Below are 20051 nucleotides of genomic sequence, written 5' to 3'. Positions count from 1 at the left end.
GATGTTTCTGTCAACTATTCTGGATAAACCTGTCTGCCAGCCCATCAAAGAACCTTATGAACGATGGTATACATTCATGGAGCAAAACGTAGAGTTTTGGCTGCCGGATAGTGAATGGCATACGAAAGCCCATAGCGCTCGCGTGTTGTTAATGGCACTCCTCATCGGGCATCAAAAAGGTCTGAGTGAAGAGGAAAAGGAGCTACTTGCGGTGGCGGCCGTTTTCCATGATTCCCGTCGCCTTGATGATGGGATTGATAAAGGACATGGTAGTCGTGCAGCAGCGTATTACAAAGAGTATTGTCGTTCGCATGATTTGTCCTATGATGCGAAAACCTACTACATTATCTATTACCATGACCAGGATGATTCACTTAGTTTGTCAGAGATTGCAAAGTCTCCCGATTTAAGTGGACGGGGCGTGCTGCTGTATCAAATTTTCAAGGATGCTGACGCACTGGATCGTTTCCGTCTGGGTACTGATGCTTTGGATGTTAACTATCTTCGGACCGAAGAAGCTCGTCAACTTGTTGACTTTGCAAAAGATCTCTTACAGAAAAGTAATGAAACTAGTGCATAAAAAAGTCTATTTAACGTAAGCGGGTCCGGGCGTACTTTGTAAGGTTGGTGGTAAGTGTAATGAACAAATATATTGATGATAGCTTGCTCTTCACACGGACTTGTACCAAATCAATATGGAAGAAGCTTATTGGGAGGACAATATTAATAGGGAAAAAGCAGTATTTGAATTGTATTTTCGGAAATTGCCGTTTGGAAATGGGTATACGATTTTTGCTGGATTGGAACGAATCATTGATTATCTTCAAGCATTTCATTTTTCAGAAAGCGATTTGGAGTATTTAAAGGAACTTGGCTATCGAGAAGACTATGTTGACTTTTTGCGAACGGTACGTTTTACAGGAACTGTTCGTTCCATGAAAGAAGGGGGAAGTTGTATTTGGCAACGAACCCATTCTTCGTATCGAATACACCGTTAATCGAAGCGCAACTCATCGAGACGGCCTTGTTGAATATCGTGAACTATCAAACATTGATCGAAACCAAAGTCAAAAATGATACATACGCATATTACGTGAACTATATTAAAACCGATTTTTCCTATTCAGGAGATGTCGGTTTTTTGTATTAAAAAAGGTATTGAAGGGTGATAGAAGAGGATCTATTGAAATAGGGAAATCGGGTTATTTTAAAACAGATTTACTTAGCAATCGCTAGATATAAATGCGTTTTTTTATTTACTTAAAATACAAAAATAGAAAGCGTTGTTAGGTATGTCAATTAATCTTGATAATATGACGGCTGTCCAAAACAAGCAACAAGACGGTATTCTAGGGTATTTAATGTGGTTGAAAAATGACTACACAAATTTCAAACAGGACAAGTGATTAGCTTGTCCCAGCACTATGCTTATGAAAGAAACATCGAATGTTCTACTGATATGTCGTTTATAAAATTGGAAATAATTTTCCCTATCAATCATAATGGATATAATTCAAAATTGGGACTGATAGTTATGAAAACGGTAAGATTCTTGTTTTATTTTTAAAGGAAATCAGTGATGTTTTTATTGAGCACCGGCACATTACAGGAAAGAGGTGAACAACCTTGTATCATCACACTTAGAATAAGGGAGATTTAGGAGTTTTAAAAGCCCAGGTCGATTTACACCAAAAGGGCTATATAATATTGATAGCCCATACCGAACATTCCCCATTTGATCTTGTCGTTTATAAAGATGGTTATTTCAAAAGGGTTCAAGTCAAGTATAGGGAGTTAACTTCTAGAGAGATTCTAGAAGTCAGATTTCGTTCATCTAATTGCAACACAAAAGGAATATTTACATCAGTTGTCGAAAAAATGAAATTGATGTGTAATGCGTTTATTGTCCATAAACTGATGAATGCTATTACTTTGATCCCAGCCATGCGAAGCAGAATCCTGATTTCCGTGAAGGTAGACCGAAGAAATTCACTAAAAAGCAAAAAGTACATGATTTACATATATTGGAGGTTGGATCCTATACGCACACTAATCCGTGCCAAAAGAGAAGTAGCTAGAGGGGGCAGATAGTGATGGCCAAGAAATCACTTTTAGAATATCAAAGGGAATATGAAAGGATCATCCATGCAGATCAACCAAGAAAAGATATTCTACTGGCTGGTTTAATGACTGAAATGGAGAAACAATTCAAAATCCCGGTGTTTAGGAATGAAGTATGGGAACGAGAAAATATAAAGGTAATAGCAATGTATCGCAAGTTAAGTATTACAAGGAAATTGTGAAGGTCGGAGAAATCTGATCTTCTTATTTGTGTAGATTATATATCCAAGGGATCTGTGCCTCTGGTAGTGGGTGTCACTATGACCGATAATTTGCGCGTATTTCAAGCGTTATTTTGCACATATAAATTTAAAAAACTGACTAACTTCACATTAGAAGATTAGCTGGGTTTCTTCATTGCAACATAAGATAGATTTTATTAGGTTATTGAACGTAGAATAATGAACAGGATTTCGTAACACCTATTGATAAAAAGCATTCATTTCAACGGGGATTTTTGTGTGTTCAGAGAAGGACGAGTTTTGGAACATTTATTGGGTTTTAAAATTATTGACAGGTTACTTTTTTGATAAGGAGTGCTTTTTAATTTTTGTTCCGCAATCGAGCCATATTAAGGAGTATTTTGTTTGTTATATTGGATCTAAGAGGGTATATAACGAAGTATTTACTCCATCCTAAATAGGAGCATAGGATGGTGGTAACTTTGAGGTTCTTTAAAAAAATCGCTTGTTTCTTAGTTGTTTTTTTAGTTTTTGCAAATTTGATTGGACATGAAGGAATCGCTTCAGATGGTGAAATTACGCTAAAAGAAGCAATTGACATTGGATTGCAGCGAGCAAAAGAATGGAATGTAAACGCAACACTTACAAGTGTAAACAGCGTTGATGAAACGAAGGGAGGCTCGAGAGGAGTAAATGGAAAACGCTTTATTTGGACTATGATCTTTATCGTTCCAGGTACGGATGATTATGTAATAATTGGTATCTCAGAAAAGAAAATTATCGATTTTAGACTGGGAAAGCAAACTCCGGGTCCAACAATACCCTACGATGAAATCAAGTTGGATAGCTCTGATGTTCTCCAACTAGCAAAGGATAAATACGGACTAAAACAAGGAAAAGATTGGGCAACAGGATATCATTTTACACTTGATAGTATCGATGGTACACCCATTCTAGATGTGGTAGGAAATGATCGGGATAACCGCTTTGTTCGAATTTCATTCAATGCCCAAAACGGAGATGTGGTCAGTGCCATTCATAAATTACCATACGGTGGAGGATTAATATCCAGACGTAATGGCTCCGATAACCTAACAAAAAAAGGGATGGCGATTATGGGGGTTGTCGCTGGAAAGAACAATTTAGTGGTATGGGGAGACAAAAAGCCAACACAATTTAGTACAACCAAACAACCTTTTATTGAATGGAGCCATAACAATGGAGAAACATGGACAGATCTCCAAACTAATGATTATGTAACACACGCGTGGTTTGATATGAATGATCAGTTATATGCAGTAACAGAAAAAGAATTATGGACAGGTATTACATCAAAAAGTAAAGGGACGAAAATTCTTTCATTAGACCACAGGATTCAGAACATGGATTATTCAATCAATAACCATATAGCTGTCCTATCAAATGGAAAGGTTTACTATACGACCAATCAAGGTGGGAGTTGGGAACAGGCTATTGGTCCTAAACCATTTTATGTGGTTCAAATATCGGATCATGGTGATGTGGTTGGATTGACAGAAGAAAGGAAGATTTTGCAAAAGACAAATGATGGCTGGAACGAGATAACCATGCCGAATAGTAATCATGTACCTGATGATATGAAAGTGATTAATAATAGGCTATTCATTACCACAGAAAGTGGGTTTTGGACCCGAAACCTTAAAGAGGAAAATTGGAGTGAAATTCAAGTTGATAAAATGGTAGTTAGACTTATAAAAAAAGGAGAGAAATTATTCGGAATCACAAATAGAGGTGAAACTATTTATTCTATCAACACGGCAGATGTTAGAAAATCTGAAAAAGTGTTTGATGCGATGGATACCATCGTTTGGGATGTCGATATCATGGGAGATAAGTTATGGATTGCAACGATACCGGATTATTCGTGGGAAGAAATGCCGATTCCGTAGAGACAATAAAAATTTGAAGTGTATATCCATGAAAAAATAGATTGTGAAACATTTCACTTAAACTAACGGGTGCTAAAGTTAAACAAGACCACCATTATGGTCTATATTGCTATATTATGTTTACTATGTAACCATAAATACAAAAAAATAAAAAACTTATAAAGAAAGGTGTGGAAAAATGACGAAAGAAAATAATTCAAAAATTACTATTAAAACAACAGTTCATGCACCAGTTGAAAATGTATGGAAATATTGGACAGAGCCTAATCATATAACAAAATGGAATAGTGCTTCAGATGATTGGCACACTCCATTTTCTGAAAATGATTTAAGAGCAGGTGGAAAATTTTCCTCCAGAATGGAAGCGAAAGATGGAAGCTTTGGGTTTGATTTTGGTGGAGTATATGATGAAGTGAAATTAAATGAGTTCATTTCTTATACTTTAGGGGATGGAAGAAAAGTTGAAATAACTTTTCTTCTAGAAGAAAACGACACGAAAATCATACAAGTATTTGACCCAGAGACAGAAAATCCAATCGAGATGCAACAGGAAGGTTGGCAGTCAATTTTAAATAATTTTAAAAAGTATGCAGAGCAACAATAAAAATAAGGGTAGCCAAGAGGATTTTTATTTACATGAACCTGTTAATACTTGGGTAGGCGGAGATGCTTATTATTAAATAATCAATGGTACGCATCCAACAGCTTTCTTCGTTTTAGCGATAGGACTTTTAATTGATGCTGTGTTGTTAGAGATTGCACAACAAAGAATCAAAAATCAATCAATGGAAATAGTTGCATCCGAACAAACAATAGAACAACGTAGCGTTGTAGAACTAATGAATGAGAACAAAGAGGCTTAATGCCTCTTTTTTTTTGCCTAAAGGGAGGAACCAATATGAACAAGATAGCAGGACACTACCATATTTCGATGATTACGAAAAAAGGACAACAAAACAATCAATTTTATCATAAATTACTTGGACATCGTAGAACCTAAGGAACTAGTACAAATAAGTTAAAGCGTAGTTTTTCCAATTGAGATACAATGATAGTTAAAAGTTTAGATATTCGAATATTCATCCAACGGCTGCTTTAGTTAAACAAGTAAGTGCCTGTAAGGGTAGCTTTTTCTTATTGAACTCCCATGAAAATTAAACGCCAAACTTCGCGAAAATGGCAACACTAAAAGAAACGTAGCTCATTTTTTTTGAAAAAAGTGCAGCGACTAGTTATTGGTTCAGAATACTTTTCATATTCGTGGATTTCCTTTTGCCAGCACTTTCGTTATGGCCAGGGACTAATCCTGCCCAGGAACATAGATGGGAAGAGCTTGGAAATTGATTCCCGACATCGGTTCCGACTTCAGCTAGGATTTGTTCAGCCATACGAGTGGCAACGCTAGGAATAGAATCCAACCGTGGTATCCAATACCCGTTCTGTACACATTTTCATCCTCTGTGGTGTAGCGCTGAATTTGCGCTACATGTATGGGTAACAGGGCAGGTTAGTTTATAAGTGCGAATTGGTAACCTAAAGGTGTTTATTAACAAAGGGGGGGAGATTTATTGGGAATTTTACTCGAACTGATAGGTTCAATTGGAACACTTATTTTTTCTTCTATGAAAGATGTTACAAAAGAAGAAATTAACAAGAACATTGAGTTTCTTAAACAATACAAATGGTTTCAAGCATATATTGAGAATGTCCAATGCAATAAGTTAATCAACGAAAATGACAAAGTGCGACACATCATTGGTAAAATAAATATTGAAAAAATGTGGAGAAATTCCTATCAGAATAAGTATAGAAAAAAATTAGAAATGATGTTACAAAAACAGACAAATAATCTTTGGTAACTTCTCACGCTAACGGGTGCATTACTTGAACAAGGGTAAGATTTTAAATAATCTATTTGACACAAAACACGTTTCATTCAGTCATTGAATGAAACGTGTTATTTTTATTGTCTTTTTACGGAAGGGGGAAACCGCATAGTGTTTTTCAAAACTAAAATCTGTAGAAATAAGCTGTATATCTACCCTGAAGTCGAAGCACATGTAGCAAAACAAAATTCAACCGAACTAATCGTGCTGGGTTTTGGCGTCCTTGAAACATCCCACCTCCTGTTGAGGATGATGGATACCCAAACCTTCAAAAAGAATATGCGATTCACGCTTAATACCTTCTGCACTGCACCTGCAAGAGGGGCGATGAAATGAGATGGAATTTATAAGGAAGTTCCGTTGAACGTGTAAATGCCCAACTCATTTTCTACTAGATCGGATTTATCATTGTACAGGTGAGAAAGCCAAAGTTCATATCGACTTGGTTTATATTGCGTACAATGCTAGTAAACTTGCAGTTGATTGACTCACCCAGCTTCAACTAACCACAATAGAGTAATCGGAAATTTTATTAAATTTTTTAAAATCATTTCAAATTCTGTTTCTTTATGATTTTTTTAAAAGTACACATTATGAAATTGATTCACTTAACAATGGTTAGCAAAAACTGGAAATATATCAAAAAAAGTCATCCTCTGTACCGGAACGATTCCGGTGCAAAGGACGACTCTTCAATCATATTATTTCTGGATAAATTGCTGCGTCCAGTAGTTTCCGTTTTTGTCATAACCGATACCGATGTGAGTGAAATCAGCCGTTAAGATATTTTGTCTATGCCCTGGTGATTCCATCCATCCTTTTACGACTTCTTCGGCTGTACGTTGGCCCATCGCAATATTTTCAGCAGCCGATTTATACGTTACACCATTAGCTTTCATTTGATCGAACGGTGATCCGTAAGTCGGGCTTGTATGTGAAAAGTATCCTTTTGATGCCATATCTGTTGATTTTTGTCTTGCAGAGTTCATCAATTTAGCATCTGTTTGTAATGGTTTAAGACCTGCTTTTTGCCTTTCAACATTTGTTAGGTCAAGTACAGCTTTTTCAATTTCAGAAACAGATGCATCAGATGTTGTTTCTGCAGGTTTTACTGGCGCTACTTCTGCCGGTTTTTGCGGTGCTGTCTTAGCCGGTGGAGTTGCTTCCGGTGTTGGTGTCACTGCCGGCTGCTTAGTCGGAGCTGGTTTTTCTACCGGCTTAGCTGTAACAGGCTCCTTCACTGGTTTCGCTTCTGGCTTAACCGTAACTGGTTTAGTTTGCTGTTGGTTCTGGGTTGGTACAGCAACCTCTGTATTATTTGCATAAGATTTCGCTAAACTATAAAGTCGATCAAAATTAATCGTTTTTTTGAGTAAAGTGTTGTCCATATAGGGTTGTTTGTCCCCCCCTATGTAGCTTTGAATGTACTGCTGTGCTTTTTGCACCTGTACATTATTGTCCGAATTTGAAGCTTCTACACTATTGTTGTTCGGCAGTATGAGCGCCGAACCGAGCATGAGTACTGCAATCGATTTTTTCATCTCATTACTCCTCCCTTCGCAATCTATCATAACGCGTGGGAGAGTTAGAATATCGGGTTTTTTTTCCAGTCTATCCAATTCTAAAATGAATACTCTAGCAAAGGCCTCATATTCTATGTAAATGGATAAGTCTGGTCAACTATCTTTATTTTTCATCTTAATAGGGGTTGACGACCTCCTAATTTAACGATTTCATGCCTTCACCTATAATCACTAGACGGGCTTCCATCTTGACGTATTCAAACCACCATTTGACCATTCCATACGCACATTGAAATAAAAAAGGGTTTTTATAATCGGAAAGGAATTGTTCAGTATGAATTCGATGAATGATATGAAATACGCTGTTACTTCAGCAAAATACCCTTTTGCTTTGTGTAAAGGGGTTCATAAAGTAGTCGAGGATAAAATTAATGGGGTGTCTCATTCCGAAACCTTTTTAAATGGGATGATTGAGGCTGAGTTTCATCCAGTAGTGACTATGGATGAAATGTCAGAGTTAGTCATGCATCGATTAATGAAAACGTGGGTGATACGGAGGTTCATTTTCAACTTTCACTTTCTGATGCAGATTCAGCCTCGATGTTCGGGATAACCATCAAATAGGATTGTATGCGTGGGCATTGCTACAACGTCGTAAATGATTGGTTTAAATCAGGGCAGAAAGAAGATGAATAATCTCAAAATTGCCTAGCTGGTTGGGTCGAAGGAACAATCAGGATTTTTCGTTAGAGTTTTGACATGAAATATATCTACCATTATAAAACCAAGCTCACTAAAGTGTGGAGAGTAGAGATGAAAAATGACCAGATCTTTTGACATAAAATAGTTAGTCTTAGCTTAGCTGAGTACAAATTATTTTAGTTTTGTTCTTACTCAATGCTATAGTAAACAACAAACAAAAAATAAAAAAACATCAAACAACAAGCTCCAAAAAAATGATGAAAAGAGGAAGAAAATGTTTAAAAAAATTATGAAGCAAATTCAGCAACTGTCCCAAGGAAGCAGCGAACGAAGACGTGGTCAATATCGTCGAGGGAGTAGCAGTGAACGAGGAAATCATTATCGCCGGGGCAGCAGTAGCAGCAATCGAAGCAATAATCGATCTCCCATGAGCGGAAGTAACCGCTACAAACGGAAGGGGCGGAGCAGCAGCTAACCTTCCTAACTACGGCTAATGTACTTTTTGTACAGCTTTAATTGCAGCATGAAGATCGGTTGAAATTTCACTAATAGTTGGATAAGGTTCTTTAATTTGTAATAGTCTTTTCAGCAAATATATAGTTCCCTTTTCTAAAGTTAGCTCTTCTGTCCATGGAAGAGCTTTTTTATTTTTGAAAGAGTACTTCGTATAAAGCAAATATAAAAGTATTTCACCTAAATCATAGTAGTCCTGTTGTTTCATTTCTAGGACATCTTTCTGTTTGTTATGTAAAGAACCAGGTGGTAATTGCAATGGGTCAACCGAGACTCTATGCTTAGATAAACCAAAATCAATCAAAAATGGCTCATTATTTTTCAATAAAATGTTTGGAATACGTAAATCTTGATGGTAAATATTTTCTGTGTGAAGATAATTGACTAATTCCAGCATTTGACCAAGAATTAATAAAGACTCTTTCTCATTAAAAGTTTTCTTATTATAAAAAATATGGTCTTCCAAATTCTCTCCTTCAATAAGACTCATCACATAAAAAAAGTATCCGTTATTTGAAAAAGCTTCATATAATATTGGCATATTTCTATGGTTCAGTGAACGCAACACAGAGGTTTCACTTTTAAATAGCATAACTTCTTTTTTGTTACGACTTTTACTTGGACGAAGCTGTTTAACCACTTTATTTTCTTGTGACTTCAAATCATTACAGAGATAAACAATGCCATAACTTCCAGTCCCTATAACATTCAAAACCTCGTAGCGTCCGTTCAAAACCGTCCCATCTTTTATAGGTATATCTACAAAAAATTGATAAATTTTTTTAATTGAACGCAAAATTGAAACTTCCCTCACCCCTTCTTTTAACTTAGGATCCTACACAAAACTTAAAAATCCCATAGTTATCGAACCTTAGATTGTTTTTAGAAATTTTATGTACTCGTTAAGCTCAGAAAGTCCAGCAAAAATGAGTATGAATTATAATTGAGTACGGCCATTAATAAAGTGGTTACTTTTTAAAAAGCTTAATGGATTGAAGTAGCCGAAATCTAGGGAGCTTCTTTAACTGTCATTCTTTAAGAATCCATGGCGATAGCCTAATTTAATTTTATCTGATTAATCTTAGGTATACCATTTTTACGACATTTTGCTCTAGCTGTGTCATGCAGCAATTGTTCGCTACTAATGGTTTACTGTTCAAATTCTTCTTCTGTTTCCAGGATGGTGTCAGCAATTTTAATTAGCCTTTTTGTAGTTCTGGCTAGACATAACAATGTATGGATGGAAGTGCGTATTTGGAAGTTAACCAACAAGTTTTATATGTGGAGCACAACGGTAGGGTGACGAACCAGCTGAACTCGACTTCAATGCCTTCACTTGTTGTATTCATGAAAATAACAAAAAAAGCAAGAGATATGAACTCTAGCTTTTTATGATTTTTATTGGCTTGTGTTGAGGCTATCTGCCATCAACAAGTCGTTCTTGTAGGCAGCCATCGCCAGTTCATACCTTACTCTTTTGCCCGCATTCACGAAATCCGCTTCCTTCACAAGACCTGATAATGAATACCGGTGACCCCTGAAATCCACGTTCAGTTCGGTGATTTGGTTGAATTTGAAACTCTCCACGGGAACGCCGTTCTCATCCTTCAACAGGTATTCACCGTATTTCTCGTTGCATGTTTGTGCCATTTCCTCCATCACTTTGAAAGCAACGTCAGGATTTTGCGTATAGTTGAGGACAAGGCTTTCGGTTACCCGGCGCATTCCCCGGGTCCCGTTCTGAAGTTCCATGATGCTGCTATAGGAGACCGTATAGAGGTATCCGTCATGCTGGCGGATTTTCAGGTGGCGCATGCTAATATCCTCGATTTTCCCCTGACGGTTTCCATTGATGATCACATAATCCCCGTGATGGATCTGGCGCTCAAACAAGTAGGTCAGCCCCATAATGTAATCGCGGATGATATGCTGAAGGATCAATGCCAAGGCACCTACGACCACGACCGAACCAGTGACAAGCTTTGTTAGGTCGTAGAAATAGCTAAGTACATAAATAAAGAAGATGACCAGTCCCAATGCCTTTGTCACCTGGTTGGCGAAATGAATTAATGTCTCTTCCCGCTTTTCATCCAAGATGCTCGTTTTGTCAAAGAAAAGCTTGATGGATTTGCGGAGCAAATAAACCGAGAGTAGAATAAGCAGTGCCACCGTTACTATTTTTATGGGCGACTGCCGGAACAGTTCCAAGAAAAACATCCAATCAACTCCTACTTTTTTTACACTATACCAAAGGAATGCAGATAAGGAGAAAAAACATCCTTTCGCAACAACCCTTAACGATAGCATGGTTACATTAAAAAAAGAAGCAGTATCCGGGCTTCATGAGGAAGGATTATATTAACAGAATGTGTTTTTCGTTGCTAAATGGATATTAAAAGATATAGAGACAAAGGTCCATGAGGGAATTGATCCTGGGCAAGATTAATTCCCTTTTCATTCTTACAGAATAGCTAAAATTTATGAATCAGGAATGGTATGTACAATTCTTTATTTTTTATACAATATTGTCGGAAATAATAAAAAGAATATGTGATGGGGTTGGAAATTCATGGTGAAATACTCATCCAAAATTGAAGTAAATATACAAAGGAAAGAAGCTGATTTACAATCCAGCTTCTTCGCCTTTTATTTTAGTTTACCCATGCAGCACCAATGATGATCAAAAGGATAAACAATACAACAGTCAACGCGAATCCCTCTCGCCCATCATAATTATGCATTAATACAAGGTAAACTTTCTTAAAAATAGACTTTTGTCTTTACCAAGTCTTGGATACTACCATCTTTAGCACTTCTTGTGTAAACCCAAAGTTCACCAGTATTTGATGTAGGGGTTCTGTCGAATGGCAGAGTACTTGTGAAATTTCCGTACTCAGGAGCTCCTTTGTCAGCCATTGTAGAACGTTCTTTAGAAACAATAGTTCCGTTAGCGTCTCTTAATTGATATAAAACATTTGCTTCAAACGCTCTTGCCTGACCCTCTATTCTTTGTCCATTAACCACTATTGTTCCCGGAAGTGGAGTCCATACGACAATGTTTTGAGAGGCTGGTAAAGGCAGAATTAGCTCATATTCTGGCCAAATCAGATTTCCTTGGTAACCTGGTCGGTTTTGGTTTGCCATTGTTATGCTTGAAAGGGAAATTCCAAATCTATTCGAAATCGATGAAAGTGTATCACCTGATCGTATTTCGTATATAAATACAGGTACTGTTAATGGTTGACTAGGGAAAATAATGTTGGGGTTTACTAAATCATTAATACCAGAAACTAAATCACTAAATGCATCAAACCTAGAAGCAATCTTACTAACTGTATCTCCGGATTTAACAATATAAGTTATTTTATCAGTTTTCGAAAGAACTGGAACGACAAGTACATCTCCAGGATAAATATGACCAGGATCAGTTACCGGCTGAAATAAATGATTCGCTCTTCCTATTGCTTCAACAAAACTTCCAAATCTACGAGCTATTGAATATAATGTATCGCTCTTACTTACTGTGTAAATATAAGTTTTATTAAAAACTATTGACAATATCATCACCTCCATTTTAATTTTTAAAAGTGTCTGTACTCAAACAAGACAATCTTACTATTAAGATATTCTTGTAAAACAAAGAGGATGGGGACAATCATATTGAGTCATTCATGGAATTATCAACAGAATTATAAACGGGAAGTGTCAAGGGTGCATGTCTGACTGGAGCGATAGCAGAAGGGTTCTAAGGAGTTGTCACGTGGGATGATTTTCACCCTCTTGTCAAAAGTCATTTTTATCACGAAACAAATCACATTGTTACCGTTCTGAACTGAACCCCAAATGGTAGACACTTTTAAAAAAGCGATCCCATTTTGAGTTTTTTCTGTCTTAAAGTCTATGTAAACTGAAGATAACTAGCCTGTTAGGAGTGTTTAAAATGAGAAAAATACTTTTCAATGAACTTCAACGTAGATTATTAGAAACAAATCCTGATGTGAACTCAGCCTCAGAACGTTCTATCCAATATAAACCTAAATTTAAAGTATTAGCCGTCGTAGAGAATCAGAACGATAAAGGCCCGTCTCAAATTTTTACTGAACTTGGATTTGACTTAGAAATGATTGGCACCGAGAAAGCTAATAGTTCACTTAGTCGTTGGAGATATTCATATCAGCTTCACGGAGAAGATGGGTACTTTGAGGAACGGCGCTGAAAAGGAAGTACTGGTCGCCCATCCACTAAAGAGTAATATCCTGAGAAGAAACTTAATAAAGCTGAAGCGCGGATTAAATATCTTGAAGCTGAGGTCGAATTGTTAAAAAAGCTCGAGGAATTAGAGAGTCAGGCCGAGAAATAACTCTAACATCAGCAGAGAAATATCAGGTGATTAACGAAGTGATTCGTAAGTTTCAATTAAAGAGGTTAACGACCCATCTATGCGAAGTCGCAAAAGTACATCGAAGTGGTTATTATGCATTGTCCGAAAAAGTAGATATCCATGCCATCCGCGATGAAAATGACTATCAAGACTACCTTGTACTCAAATGTGCTTATGATGCCTTTAGAGGGAAAATCGGATATCGGTGTCTCTATATGGCATTAGAGGAATTGCTTGAGATTCCAATGAATCAGAAGAAAATTGGCGCAATTTAGCAGAAAGAGATAAAAGGACGAACAGAGTTAACAGCAATGGGAAATTGAATGGTTGAATGAATGGGTTAACAAGACTAAATAACATAGAAGATAAATAGCTAAAAGAAAACAAGCAGGTTACCCATATGTTGTATTAACCTTTCAAACACGGGCATAAGGAAAATAGAATGATAAAAGTGATTATTGTAGAGTAGTCCTGTTCGACTCGTGTATAGTGATATTGTACTGTGGTTGAAATTACGGTAAAGGAGGTAGGTCATTTTGCTTCACGGATATATTGTTAAACGCAATTATATTTTAGGGAGGAAGTGATCCGCTATCTCGGTTCGTTGCTCCGTTATGCAACCGGTCTTTGAGCATAGACCTAAAAGAAGCTTATTTATTGTGCCCTTATAGGCGTGAACTATAAGGGCGCAAGGATGAATAACAAAGAACTCAGAAGCAATCAAAGCATGGCTCTTAGTCAATAAAGATAACGCAGAAGTAAAACGAACCTCGGAGAACTTTCAACGCCTACAGTTAAGGGAGCGGAAGGGTTGCTAGATACAAATGTAGGAAGTGAAGTGTAACAACCTCGTTTGGATAGTAATTTCACAAGAGGTCTTACTACATGGAATGAAAAAAATCTCGACACTCTCGTCGATTCAGAAGAAGTAAACGTAACCCGTCTAAATTGCTTAATGAAATTCAACTTGATGAAGACAATTATCATTCTTGGGTTAGTGCATTAAAACTGCTTGGTTGAAAGTAGACTTTTAGCACTCTAACAACGTGAAAGTATATAAAAAGGTGAAGAAGGATGCTGAAACAAATGATATTGCTATCTATTTCATCGTATATGTGTTATTCTTATTAAGAGTTATTTTTGTTCTTTTTCAGATTGAGAATTTTGTTTTTCGTCTAAGGTATTTGAACAAGGGTAGTAACATATTGTGTGGATATCCGCACTAGGAGGCAACAATTATGGAACAAGGTACAGTTAAATGGTTTAATGCAGAAAAAGGTTTTGGATTCATCGAGCGTGAAGCAGGAGAGGACGTATTCGTACATTTCTCAGCAATTCAAAGCGAAGGTTTCAAATCTTTAGACGAAGGTCAAAGTGTAACATTTGAAATTGAACAAGGACAACGTGGCCTACAAGCTACAAACGTTCAAAAAGCTTAATAACAGCTAAAAAAAGACCCTACTTGTAGGGTCTTTTTTTATTTGCTTAAAATAGTTTATATTAATAGTAATCTGTGTCACTTTAACCGATAACGATAATCTGTGCATATTTTTAGTGTAATTTTTAAAAAAATTATTTCTTTCAGAAAATAGATGGGAACAGTTTGTAGTGAGTATGTAAGTGAAGTTAAATTGATTATAAAATTCAAAATATTACATCATAACCCTTGACTCTTTTAGTAAAGTTAATTAGAATCTAATATACAGTTTACAAGTATCAGAATAGATTTATTAAAGTTTTGGTAATTTGGAAATACTTATTTCAAGGCTATTACCAAAGGGTACAGTTTAGTTGAGAATCGATAACAGACCAAATATTAGGTAACTTCACCGTAAACAGAGGTGTTTATATTACAGTCGATACCTGGTTTTTATGTGCTAATGGTCGTTGATAGAAGAAGTCATATAATCTGATTTCTAGCGAATTCAAACGAGGCAATAAATGAATTTGTAAGCCTACTAGACAACTAGCGGCTCTCGATTTAAGAATTTTATTCTTAAAAGAGAGCTTTTTATTTTGGTCTACATTTGGTTCAATATCACTTAGGAGGAATATGAAATGACAAAAAAACGAATTCTATTAAACGCTTTTGAAATGAACTGCCCGAGCAATCAATCGCCTGGATTATGGTCGCATCCTGATAGTGAAGCTCATCGATATACAGACATCGACTATTGGATAGAGCTTGCGAAACTATTGGAAGCTGCACAATTTGACTCAATCTTTTTAGCAGACGTGTTAGGTCCTTACGATGTGTACGAAGGTACAAGGGATGCTTCACTACGCCAAGCAGTGCAATCACCTGTCAATGATCCACTCTTGGTTGTGCCAGCAATGGCGGCGGTGACAAAAAATCTTGGATTTGGCGTGACGGCTTCCGTTACACATGAACATCCCTACACATTTGCGCGCCGCATTTCGACATTGGACCATTTGACAAAAGGAAGGGTTGGTTGGAATATTGTCACGTCTTACTTGAAGAGCGCCGCTTTAAACATGGGGCTTGATAAACAAATCGATCATAGTACGCGGTATGACATTGCTGAAGAGTATTTGGAGGTGTGTTATAAATTATGGGAACAGAGCTGGGAAGAGGATGCTGTTGTGAGAGACCCGAAACGTAAAGTGTACATTGATCCGGAAAAAGTGCATGACATTAACCATCAAGGGAAGCACTTCTCTGTTCCAGGTGCTCACCTTTGCGAACCGTCTCCACAGCGCACACCAGTCATTTTTCAAGCGGGCTTATCACCAAGAGGGGCTGCTTTTGCGGCTGAACATGCGGAAGGTATATATATTTCCATGCCAACAGCTGACATAGCCAAAAAATACGTAGAAAAAATCCGTAGCCAAGCCGAGACATTTGGCAGGAAAAGGGATGAAATAAAAATCTTCAGCCTGTTCACACCGATTGTTGGACGGACACAAGAAGAGGCGGAAGAAAAGTACAATGATTACAAGAAGTATATAAGCCTTGAAGGAGCAATGAGTCTGTTCAGCGGATGGACTGGAATTGATTTGTCAGAATATGATTTGGATGAGGACTTGCAATTTGTCGAAAATGACTCTATGCGTTCAAGGGTTGAAATCTTCACGAAGGTGGACCCGGATAAAAAGTGGTCAATCAAAGAAATCGCGGAATTTGTAGGGATTGGCGGAATCGGTCCTGTTGTAGTCGGGACACCTGAAAAAATAGCAGACGAAATGGAACGTTGGGTAAATGAGGCGGATGTGGATGGGTTCAATATTACGTATGCGGTCAAACCTGGATCATTCAAAGATTTCGCCGAACTAGTCGTACCTGTTTTGCAAGAAAGAGGACTCGTACGGAAGCAGTCTGAAGCGGCGACTATGCGGGCGAATCTATTCGGAGCCGGTGACCAGCTACCAGAACATCACGCGGGAAAACGCTTTTCACGTAAGCTGCAACCGGTTGATCAATGAGTAAATGTTGAGGGTATTCGAAAGAATTCCTAATGTATATAAATGAACATAATACAGGTTTTATAAAAACTGATTTCCAAAAAGGTCATGAGCCCAAAAGTGATTGAATCTATTTGCGCTAAAAAGATTGTGAGAAAAGGATTACACCATTTTAAGCTAGAGAAAAATGTCGAAAAAACAAACAATATAAGATATTAATTAGGGGGAAGAAATTTTGAGCAGAGAAGAATTATATAGAAAATCGTATTTTAACCGTCTTGGAGAATTAAGTGATCTTGTACCAGACACTTTCAAAGCTTTTGTACAGTTCGACAAACTTGCACTATCAGAGGGAAAGCTAACCAAAAAGTTAAAAGAATTAATTGCCATTGCTGTTGCTCATACAACAGGTTGTCCATATTGTATAGAAGTTCATGTGACAGCAGCAAAAACAGAAGATGTTACCAAAGAAGAAATGTCTGAAGCCATCATGGTCGCAACGGCCCTAAAGGCAGGCTCTGCACTTGCACATGGAGTGAATGCATTAAACGCATACGATCAAAATGAAGACGATGAATTATATAAAGTGTCATATTTTAATAGATTAAAAGAATTCTCAAAGCTAAATGGAGATATATTTAAGTCATTTCTTGATTTTGATACAAAAACAATGAAAGAAAGTTTATTAAGTGTAAAAGAGAAAGAATTGATTGCTGTTGCTGTTGCACATACAACGGGATGCCCGTACTGTATTGACATTCATACGAAGGGTGCAAAGGGAGCTGACGCAACTATGGAAGAAATAGCAGAATCGATTATGGTGGCAACTGCATTAAAAGCGGGTTCAGCCTTGGCTCATAGTGTAAACGCATTAAATGCATTTGATTCATAAATATAGATATAAAATCAAGGTTCTTAATGTTTCATTGCTTTATTGAACGGCAAAAACAGGTCGCACAAAGTGACCTGTTTTTGTATTTACACTAATAAAAATTATTGACTTGCAGAGACCAGCAATTGCCATCTTTTTTTCGCGTGTGTATATTTCACAAATTTACAAGTCCTCCTGCGACATCATTAAATCAGTCGCAAACCGATGACATAACTGGGGTTTCGAGAAATTAGGGTTACAGTCATTGATGCGAAACCCATTTTTTTGTACCCTAACGTTTTAGTATAATGAAACAATAATTGATATCGGGTAGATGTAACAAAATAACTGGAAACTGAAGATATTTCCGCAACCGTACAAACCAAGTATTCGTTAAGTAATGTGGTGAATTCAGCCATAAATAAATACCTTATATATTACTTTTTTATAATATAGCAGAGTATATTGATAATTATATCACTAATTGAAAGAACCTATTTTAGGATTACAATCGTTGTGTTCAAATGTCAATCCGCGTCACGTAATTCAAAGTCAAATACGCTTAAGTTTTCAATTATAATCCGTTGTAAATACTTGATATTAAAAAACAGACCCCATTTGCCTTTCCACGGACATCTTTATGAAAAGTTTCTAATGCCTCGCACATTACTACTTACGCCCAAAATGTATGAGAAAATCATTAGCATTTTCTATGTATTACTTCTTTTTCTCTGCTGATTTGTTGAATATATCTGTACCATAGCAACATCGACTAGTAATAAAAGCAAGGACAATTGGACAGAATTGATTATTTTAAGTATTTCTCGTTTCTCTCTTTTATACTTGAAATGATGATTGATGAAACTATATAAGTATTAACAACTTGCGCTATAACTGGCGTCTAAAATCATTTAATTTAAAAATTACAAAACAATCTATATTAAATTTCCCTTTAGTTGAGTAGGATTTTGATTTGAATTGGAATTTTGCACCATTCTTTTTTTACCATAACAAAGAAATTCAGTTTGTGAATGTTCAGAAATTTAAATTGACATTGTCTGAACTTTGTATTAATCTATTGTTGCATTACAGAATTTCAACTAAGCGTTTATTTTTAGTTATATTGGAATGACCTAGAAATATTAATTATCTAAAAGGGGGAAGTATTTTGTATAATCCGGAAATTGAAACAGCCTCACGCGTACAAATGGAAGAGTGGCAGTTAACTGGTCTTAAAGAGACAGTGAAAAAGGTATATGGTAATGTTGATTTTTACAAAAAGAAGTTTGATGAGCTGGGTGTAAAACCCGAGGATATTCAAACTATTGATGACATTGTAAAACTTCCATTTACGGTCAAGAAAGATTTTCGGGATACATATCCATATGGTTTATTCGCTGAGCCAATAGAAAATATTAATCGGATTCATGGTTCATCCGGGACAAGTGGCAAACCGACAATCGTTGGTTATACCGAAAAGGATTTAAAAAATTGGGGAACTATTGTTGCAAGAGCAATCGTTACGGCTGGTGGAAGGAAATCGGATGTATTTCATAACGCATATGGTTATGGATTATTTACGGGCGGTCTGGGACTTCACCAAGGCGCAGATGAACTTGGCGTTGCGACAGTTCCAATTTCCGGTGGAAATACAGAACGCCAAATTACACTAATTAATGATCTGAAGCCAAGAGGTATTTGTGGAACGCCTTCATACATTCTGAGCATCGTTGAAAAGATGGAAGATATGGGGATTGACCCACGTGAGACCAATCTTGAATATGGTATTCTCGGAGCGGAAGCATGGTCGGAAGAAATGCGTGCTACTCTCGAGAAAAAACTAAACTTTAAAGCAGTAGATATATATGGTTTAAGTGAAATTATGGGACCTGGCGTAGCAATTGAGTGTCATGAAGAGCAGGACGGTCTTCATATAGCAGAGGATCATTTCTATGTAGAAGTAATTGATGTAGATACGCTTCAACCTGTTGCGGATGGAGAAAGTGGTGAGCTTGTCTTTACTAGTCTTCAAAAGGAAGCGCTGCCAATTATCCGCTACCGTACGGGAGATATTGCTTCCATCACTCGTGAGAAATGTAAATGTGGAAGAACTACGACGAGAATGTCACGTGTCAAAGGGCGGACGGACGATATGATGATTATTCGCGGTGTAAACGTTTTCCCATCGGAAATGGAAAGGGAACTTCTCCAAGTTAGTGAACTCACGCCAGTGTATCAAATCCATTTAGTCCGTAAAGGTGCTATGGATGCTGTAGTACTACATGTTGAGTGTGATACATCTCTTTATAATGAAATTGGTGAAGATTTAAAACACGAAAGAATTACTTTATTAAAGAGAAAAATTCAACACCAGATGAAAAATACTTGTCTCATTTCCGTAGATATTGTTGTGAATCCACCAAAAACGATTCCACGTTCGGAAGGAAAGGCTATCAGAGTTGTCGATAAACGGGAGAAATGCCTAGTTAGTGTTTAATTAGCAAAACTAAAAAGGGGTGTG

At 36.9% G+C, this 20051-nt stretch carries 18 protein-coding genes and 3 pseudogenes; 15 read left to right on the top strand and 6 right to left on the bottom strand.

Features of this window, described 5'->3' with window-relative positions; genetic code table 11:
* Window position 1: 1 nt before the first annotated feature.
* From AC1TO6_RS07560 to AC1TO6_RS07535, 6 genes and pseudogenes are all read left to right on the top strand, one after another.
* On the top strand, window positions 2–580 hold the full coding sequence (locus tag AC1TO6_RS07560; protein WP_482100985.1) for an HD domain-containing protein: 579 nt from the start codon (window positions 2–4) through the stop codon (window positions 578–580).
* Window positions 581–639: 59 nt separating this feature from the next.
* Window positions 640–1066, top strand: a pseudogene (locus tag AC1TO6_RS07555) (nicotinate phosphoribosyltransferase); the annotation flags it as partial.
* A 560-nt stretch (window positions 1067–1626) separates the two neighbouring features.
* Window positions 1627–2078 (top strand): annotated as a pseudogene (locus tag AC1TO6_RS07550) (group I intron-associated PD-(D/E)XK endonuclease).
* Between the two features lie 15 nt (window positions 2079–2093).
* Entirely contained in the window at window positions 2094–2303 is a 210-nt protein-coding gene (locus AC1TO6_RS07545) for a hypothetical protein (RefSeq protein ID WP_482100984.1), read from the top strand.
* A 482-nt stretch (window positions 2304–2785) separates the two neighbouring features.
* Window positions 2786–4231, top strand: a complete 1446-nt coding sequence (locus AC1TO6_RS07540; RefSeq protein WP_482100983.1) for a beta propeller repeat protein — start codon at window positions 2786–2788, stop codon at window positions 4229–4231.
* Between the two features lie 178 nt (window positions 4232–4409).
* Complete coding sequence (locus AC1TO6_RS07535) at window positions 4410–4835, top strand: SRPBCC family protein (RefSeq protein ID WP_482100982.1); 426 nt, start codon at window positions 4410–4412, stop codon at window positions 4833–4835.
* 646 nt (window positions 4836–5481) lie between these two features.
* Here the strand turns inward: AC1TO6_RS07535 and AC1TO6_RS07530 are convergent.
* Window positions 5482–5658, bottom strand: a pseudogene (locus tag AC1TO6_RS07530) (transposase); the annotation flags it as partial.
* Between the two features lie 141 nt (window positions 5659–5799).
* Between AC1TO6_RS07530 and AC1TO6_RS07525 the strand changes: the two are divergent.
* Together AC1TO6_RS07525 and AC1TO6_RS07520 are read left to right on the top strand one after the other, a co-directional pair.
* Window positions 5800–6090: a hypothetical protein gene (locus AC1TO6_RS07525; protein ID WP_482100981.1), complete on the top strand. Its 291-nt coding sequence runs from the start codon at window positions 5800–5802 to the stop codon at window positions 6088–6090.
* Window positions 6091–6228: 138 nt separating this feature from the next.
* Window positions 6229–6453: a hypothetical protein gene (locus AC1TO6_RS07520; protein WP_482100980.1), complete on the top strand. Its 225-nt coding sequence runs from the start codon at window positions 6229–6231 to the stop codon at window positions 6451–6453.
* A gap of 365 nt (window positions 6454–6818) precedes the next feature.
* On the opposite strand, the gene AC1TO6_RS07515 is transcribed toward AC1TO6_RS07520, so the two are convergent.
* Window positions 6819–7658 carry a CAP domain-containing protein gene (locus AC1TO6_RS07515; RefSeq protein WP_482100979.1) on the bottom strand — a complete coding sequence of 280 codons (840 nt, stop codon included), beginning with the start codon at window positions 7656–7658 and terminating at the stop codon, window positions 6819–6821.
* Between the two features lie 316 nt (window positions 7659–7974).
* Here AC1TO6_RS07515 and AC1TO6_RS07510 point away from each other — a divergent pair, with 316 nt between their 5' ends.
* Complete coding sequence (locus AC1TO6_RS07510) at window positions 7975–8253, top strand: hypothetical protein (protein WP_482100978.1); 279 nt, start codon at window positions 7975–7977, stop codon at window positions 8251–8253.
* A 579-nt stretch (window positions 8254–8832) separates the two neighbouring features.
* On the opposite strand, the gene AC1TO6_RS07505 is transcribed toward AC1TO6_RS07510, so the two are convergent.
* The 4 genes from AC1TO6_RS07505 to AC1TO6_RS07490 all read right to left on the bottom strand — a co-directional run bounded on the left by AC1TO6_RS07505 (window position 8833) and on the right by AC1TO6_RS07490 (window position 12413).
* On the bottom strand, window positions 8833–9651 hold the full coding sequence (locus AC1TO6_RS07505; protein ID WP_482100977.1) for a serine/threonine protein kinase: 819 nt from the start codon (window positions 9649–9651) through the stop codon (window positions 8833–8835).
* Window positions 9652–10253: 602 nt separating this feature from the next.
* Window positions 10254–11072, bottom strand: coding sequence for a mechanosensitive ion channel family protein (locus AC1TO6_RS07500; protein ID WP_482100976.1), 819 nt, complete (start codon window positions 11070–11072; stop codon window positions 10254–10256).
* Window positions 11073–11506: 434 nt separating this feature from the next.
* Entirely contained in the window at window positions 11507–11596 is a 90-nt protein-coding gene (locus tag AC1TO6_RS07495; protein ID WP_482100975.1) for a YjcZ family sporulation protein, read from the bottom strand.
* Window positions 11597–11615: 19 nt separating this feature from the next.
* Window positions 11616–12413: a LysM peptidoglycan-binding domain-containing protein gene (locus AC1TO6_RS07490; RefSeq protein ID WP_482100974.1), complete on the bottom strand. Its 798-nt coding sequence runs from the start codon at window positions 12411–12413 to the stop codon at window positions 11616–11618.
* A 382-nt stretch (window positions 12414–12795) separates the two neighbouring features.
* Between AC1TO6_RS07490 and AC1TO6_RS07485 the strand changes: the two genes are divergently transcribed.
* The 6 genes from AC1TO6_RS07485 to AC1TO6_RS07460 all read left to right on the top strand — a co-directional run bounded on the left by AC1TO6_RS07485 (window position 12796) and on the right by AC1TO6_RS07460 (window position 20027).
* The gene (locus tag AC1TO6_RS07485) at window positions 12796–13071 is read left to right on the top strand and encodes a hypothetical protein (RefSeq protein ID WP_482100973.1); all 276 of its coding nucleotides are present in this window, start codon (window positions 12796–12798) and stop codon (window positions 13069–13071) included.
* Between the two features lie 182 nt (window positions 13072–13253).
* Window positions 13254–13511: a hypothetical protein gene (locus AC1TO6_RS07480; protein ID WP_482100972.1), complete on the top strand. Its 258-nt coding sequence runs from the start codon at window positions 13254–13256 to the stop codon at window positions 13509–13511.
* Between the two features lie 963 nt (window positions 13512–14474).
* Entirely contained in the window at window positions 14475–14675 is a 201-nt protein-coding gene (locus tag AC1TO6_RS07475) for a cold-shock protein (protein WP_025783429.1), read from the top strand.
* Window positions 14676–15294: 619 nt separating this feature from the next.
* The gene (locus AC1TO6_RS07470; protein WP_482100971.1) at window positions 15295–16680 is read left to right on the top strand and encodes an LLM class flavin-dependent oxidoreductase; all 1386 of its coding nucleotides are present in this window, start codon (window positions 15295–15297) and stop codon (window positions 16678–16680) included.
* Between the two features lie 214 nt (window positions 16681–16894).
* On the top strand, window positions 16895–17551 hold the full coding sequence (locus tag AC1TO6_RS07465; RefSeq protein ID WP_482100970.1) for a carboxymuconolactone decarboxylase family protein: 657 nt from the start codon (window positions 16895–16897) through the stop codon (window positions 17549–17551).
* Between the two features lie 1186 nt (window positions 17552–18737).
* Window positions 18738–20027, top strand: coding sequence for a phenylacetate--CoA ligase family protein (locus AC1TO6_RS07460; protein ID WP_482101017.1), 1290 nt, complete (start codon window positions 18738–18740; stop codon window positions 20025–20027).
* The last annotated feature ends 24 nt before the right edge of the window (window positions 20028–20051 follow it).

Source organism: Sporosarcina sp. Y352 (assembly GCF_056786535.1).
This window is presented reverse-complemented; position numbering and strand designations above follow the sequence as displayed.

Coding starts and splice junctions, on each gene's coding strand:
- AC1TO6_RS07485 (WP_482100973.1), top strand. CDS start 12,796: ATGAGAAAAATACTTTTCAATGAACTTCAACGTAGATTATTAGAAACA.
- AC1TO6_RS07560 (WP_482100985.1), top strand. CDS start 2: ATGTTTCTGTCAACTATTCTGGATAAACCTGTCTGCCAGCCCATCAAA.
- AC1TO6_RS07470 (WP_482100971.1), top strand. CDS start 15,295: ATGACAAAAAAACGAATTCTATTAAACGCTTTTGAAATGAACTGCCCG.
- AC1TO6_RS07495 (WP_482100975.1), bottom strand. CDS start 11,596: ATGCATAATTATGATGGGCGAGAGGGATTCGCGTTGACTGTTGTATTG.
- AC1TO6_RS07535 (WP_482100982.1), top strand. CDS start 4,410: ATGACGAAAGAAAATAATTCAAAAATTACTATTAAAACAACAGTTCAT.
- AC1TO6_RS07515 (WP_482100979.1), bottom strand. CDS start 7,658: ATGAAAAAATCGATTGCAGTACTCATGCTCGGTTCGGCGCTCATACTG.
- AC1TO6_RS07545 (WP_482100984.1), top strand. CDS start 2,094: ATGGCCAAGAAATCACTTTTAGAATATCAAAGGGAATATGAAAGGATC.
- AC1TO6_RS07475 (WP_025783429.1), top strand. CDS start 14,475: ATGGAACAAGGTACAGTTAAATGGTTTAATGCAGAAAAAGGTTTTGGA.
- AC1TO6_RS07510 (WP_482100978.1), top strand. CDS start 7,975: ATGAATTCGATGAATGATATGAAATACGCTGTTACTTCAGCAAAATAC.
- AC1TO6_RS07500 (WP_482100976.1), bottom strand. CDS start 11,072: ATGTTTTTCTTGGAACTGTTCCGGCAGTCGCCCATAAAAATAGTAACG.
- AC1TO6_RS07460 (WP_482101017.1), top strand. CDS start 18,738: ATGGAAGAGTGGCAGTTAACTGGTCTTAAAGAGACAGTGAAAAAGGTA.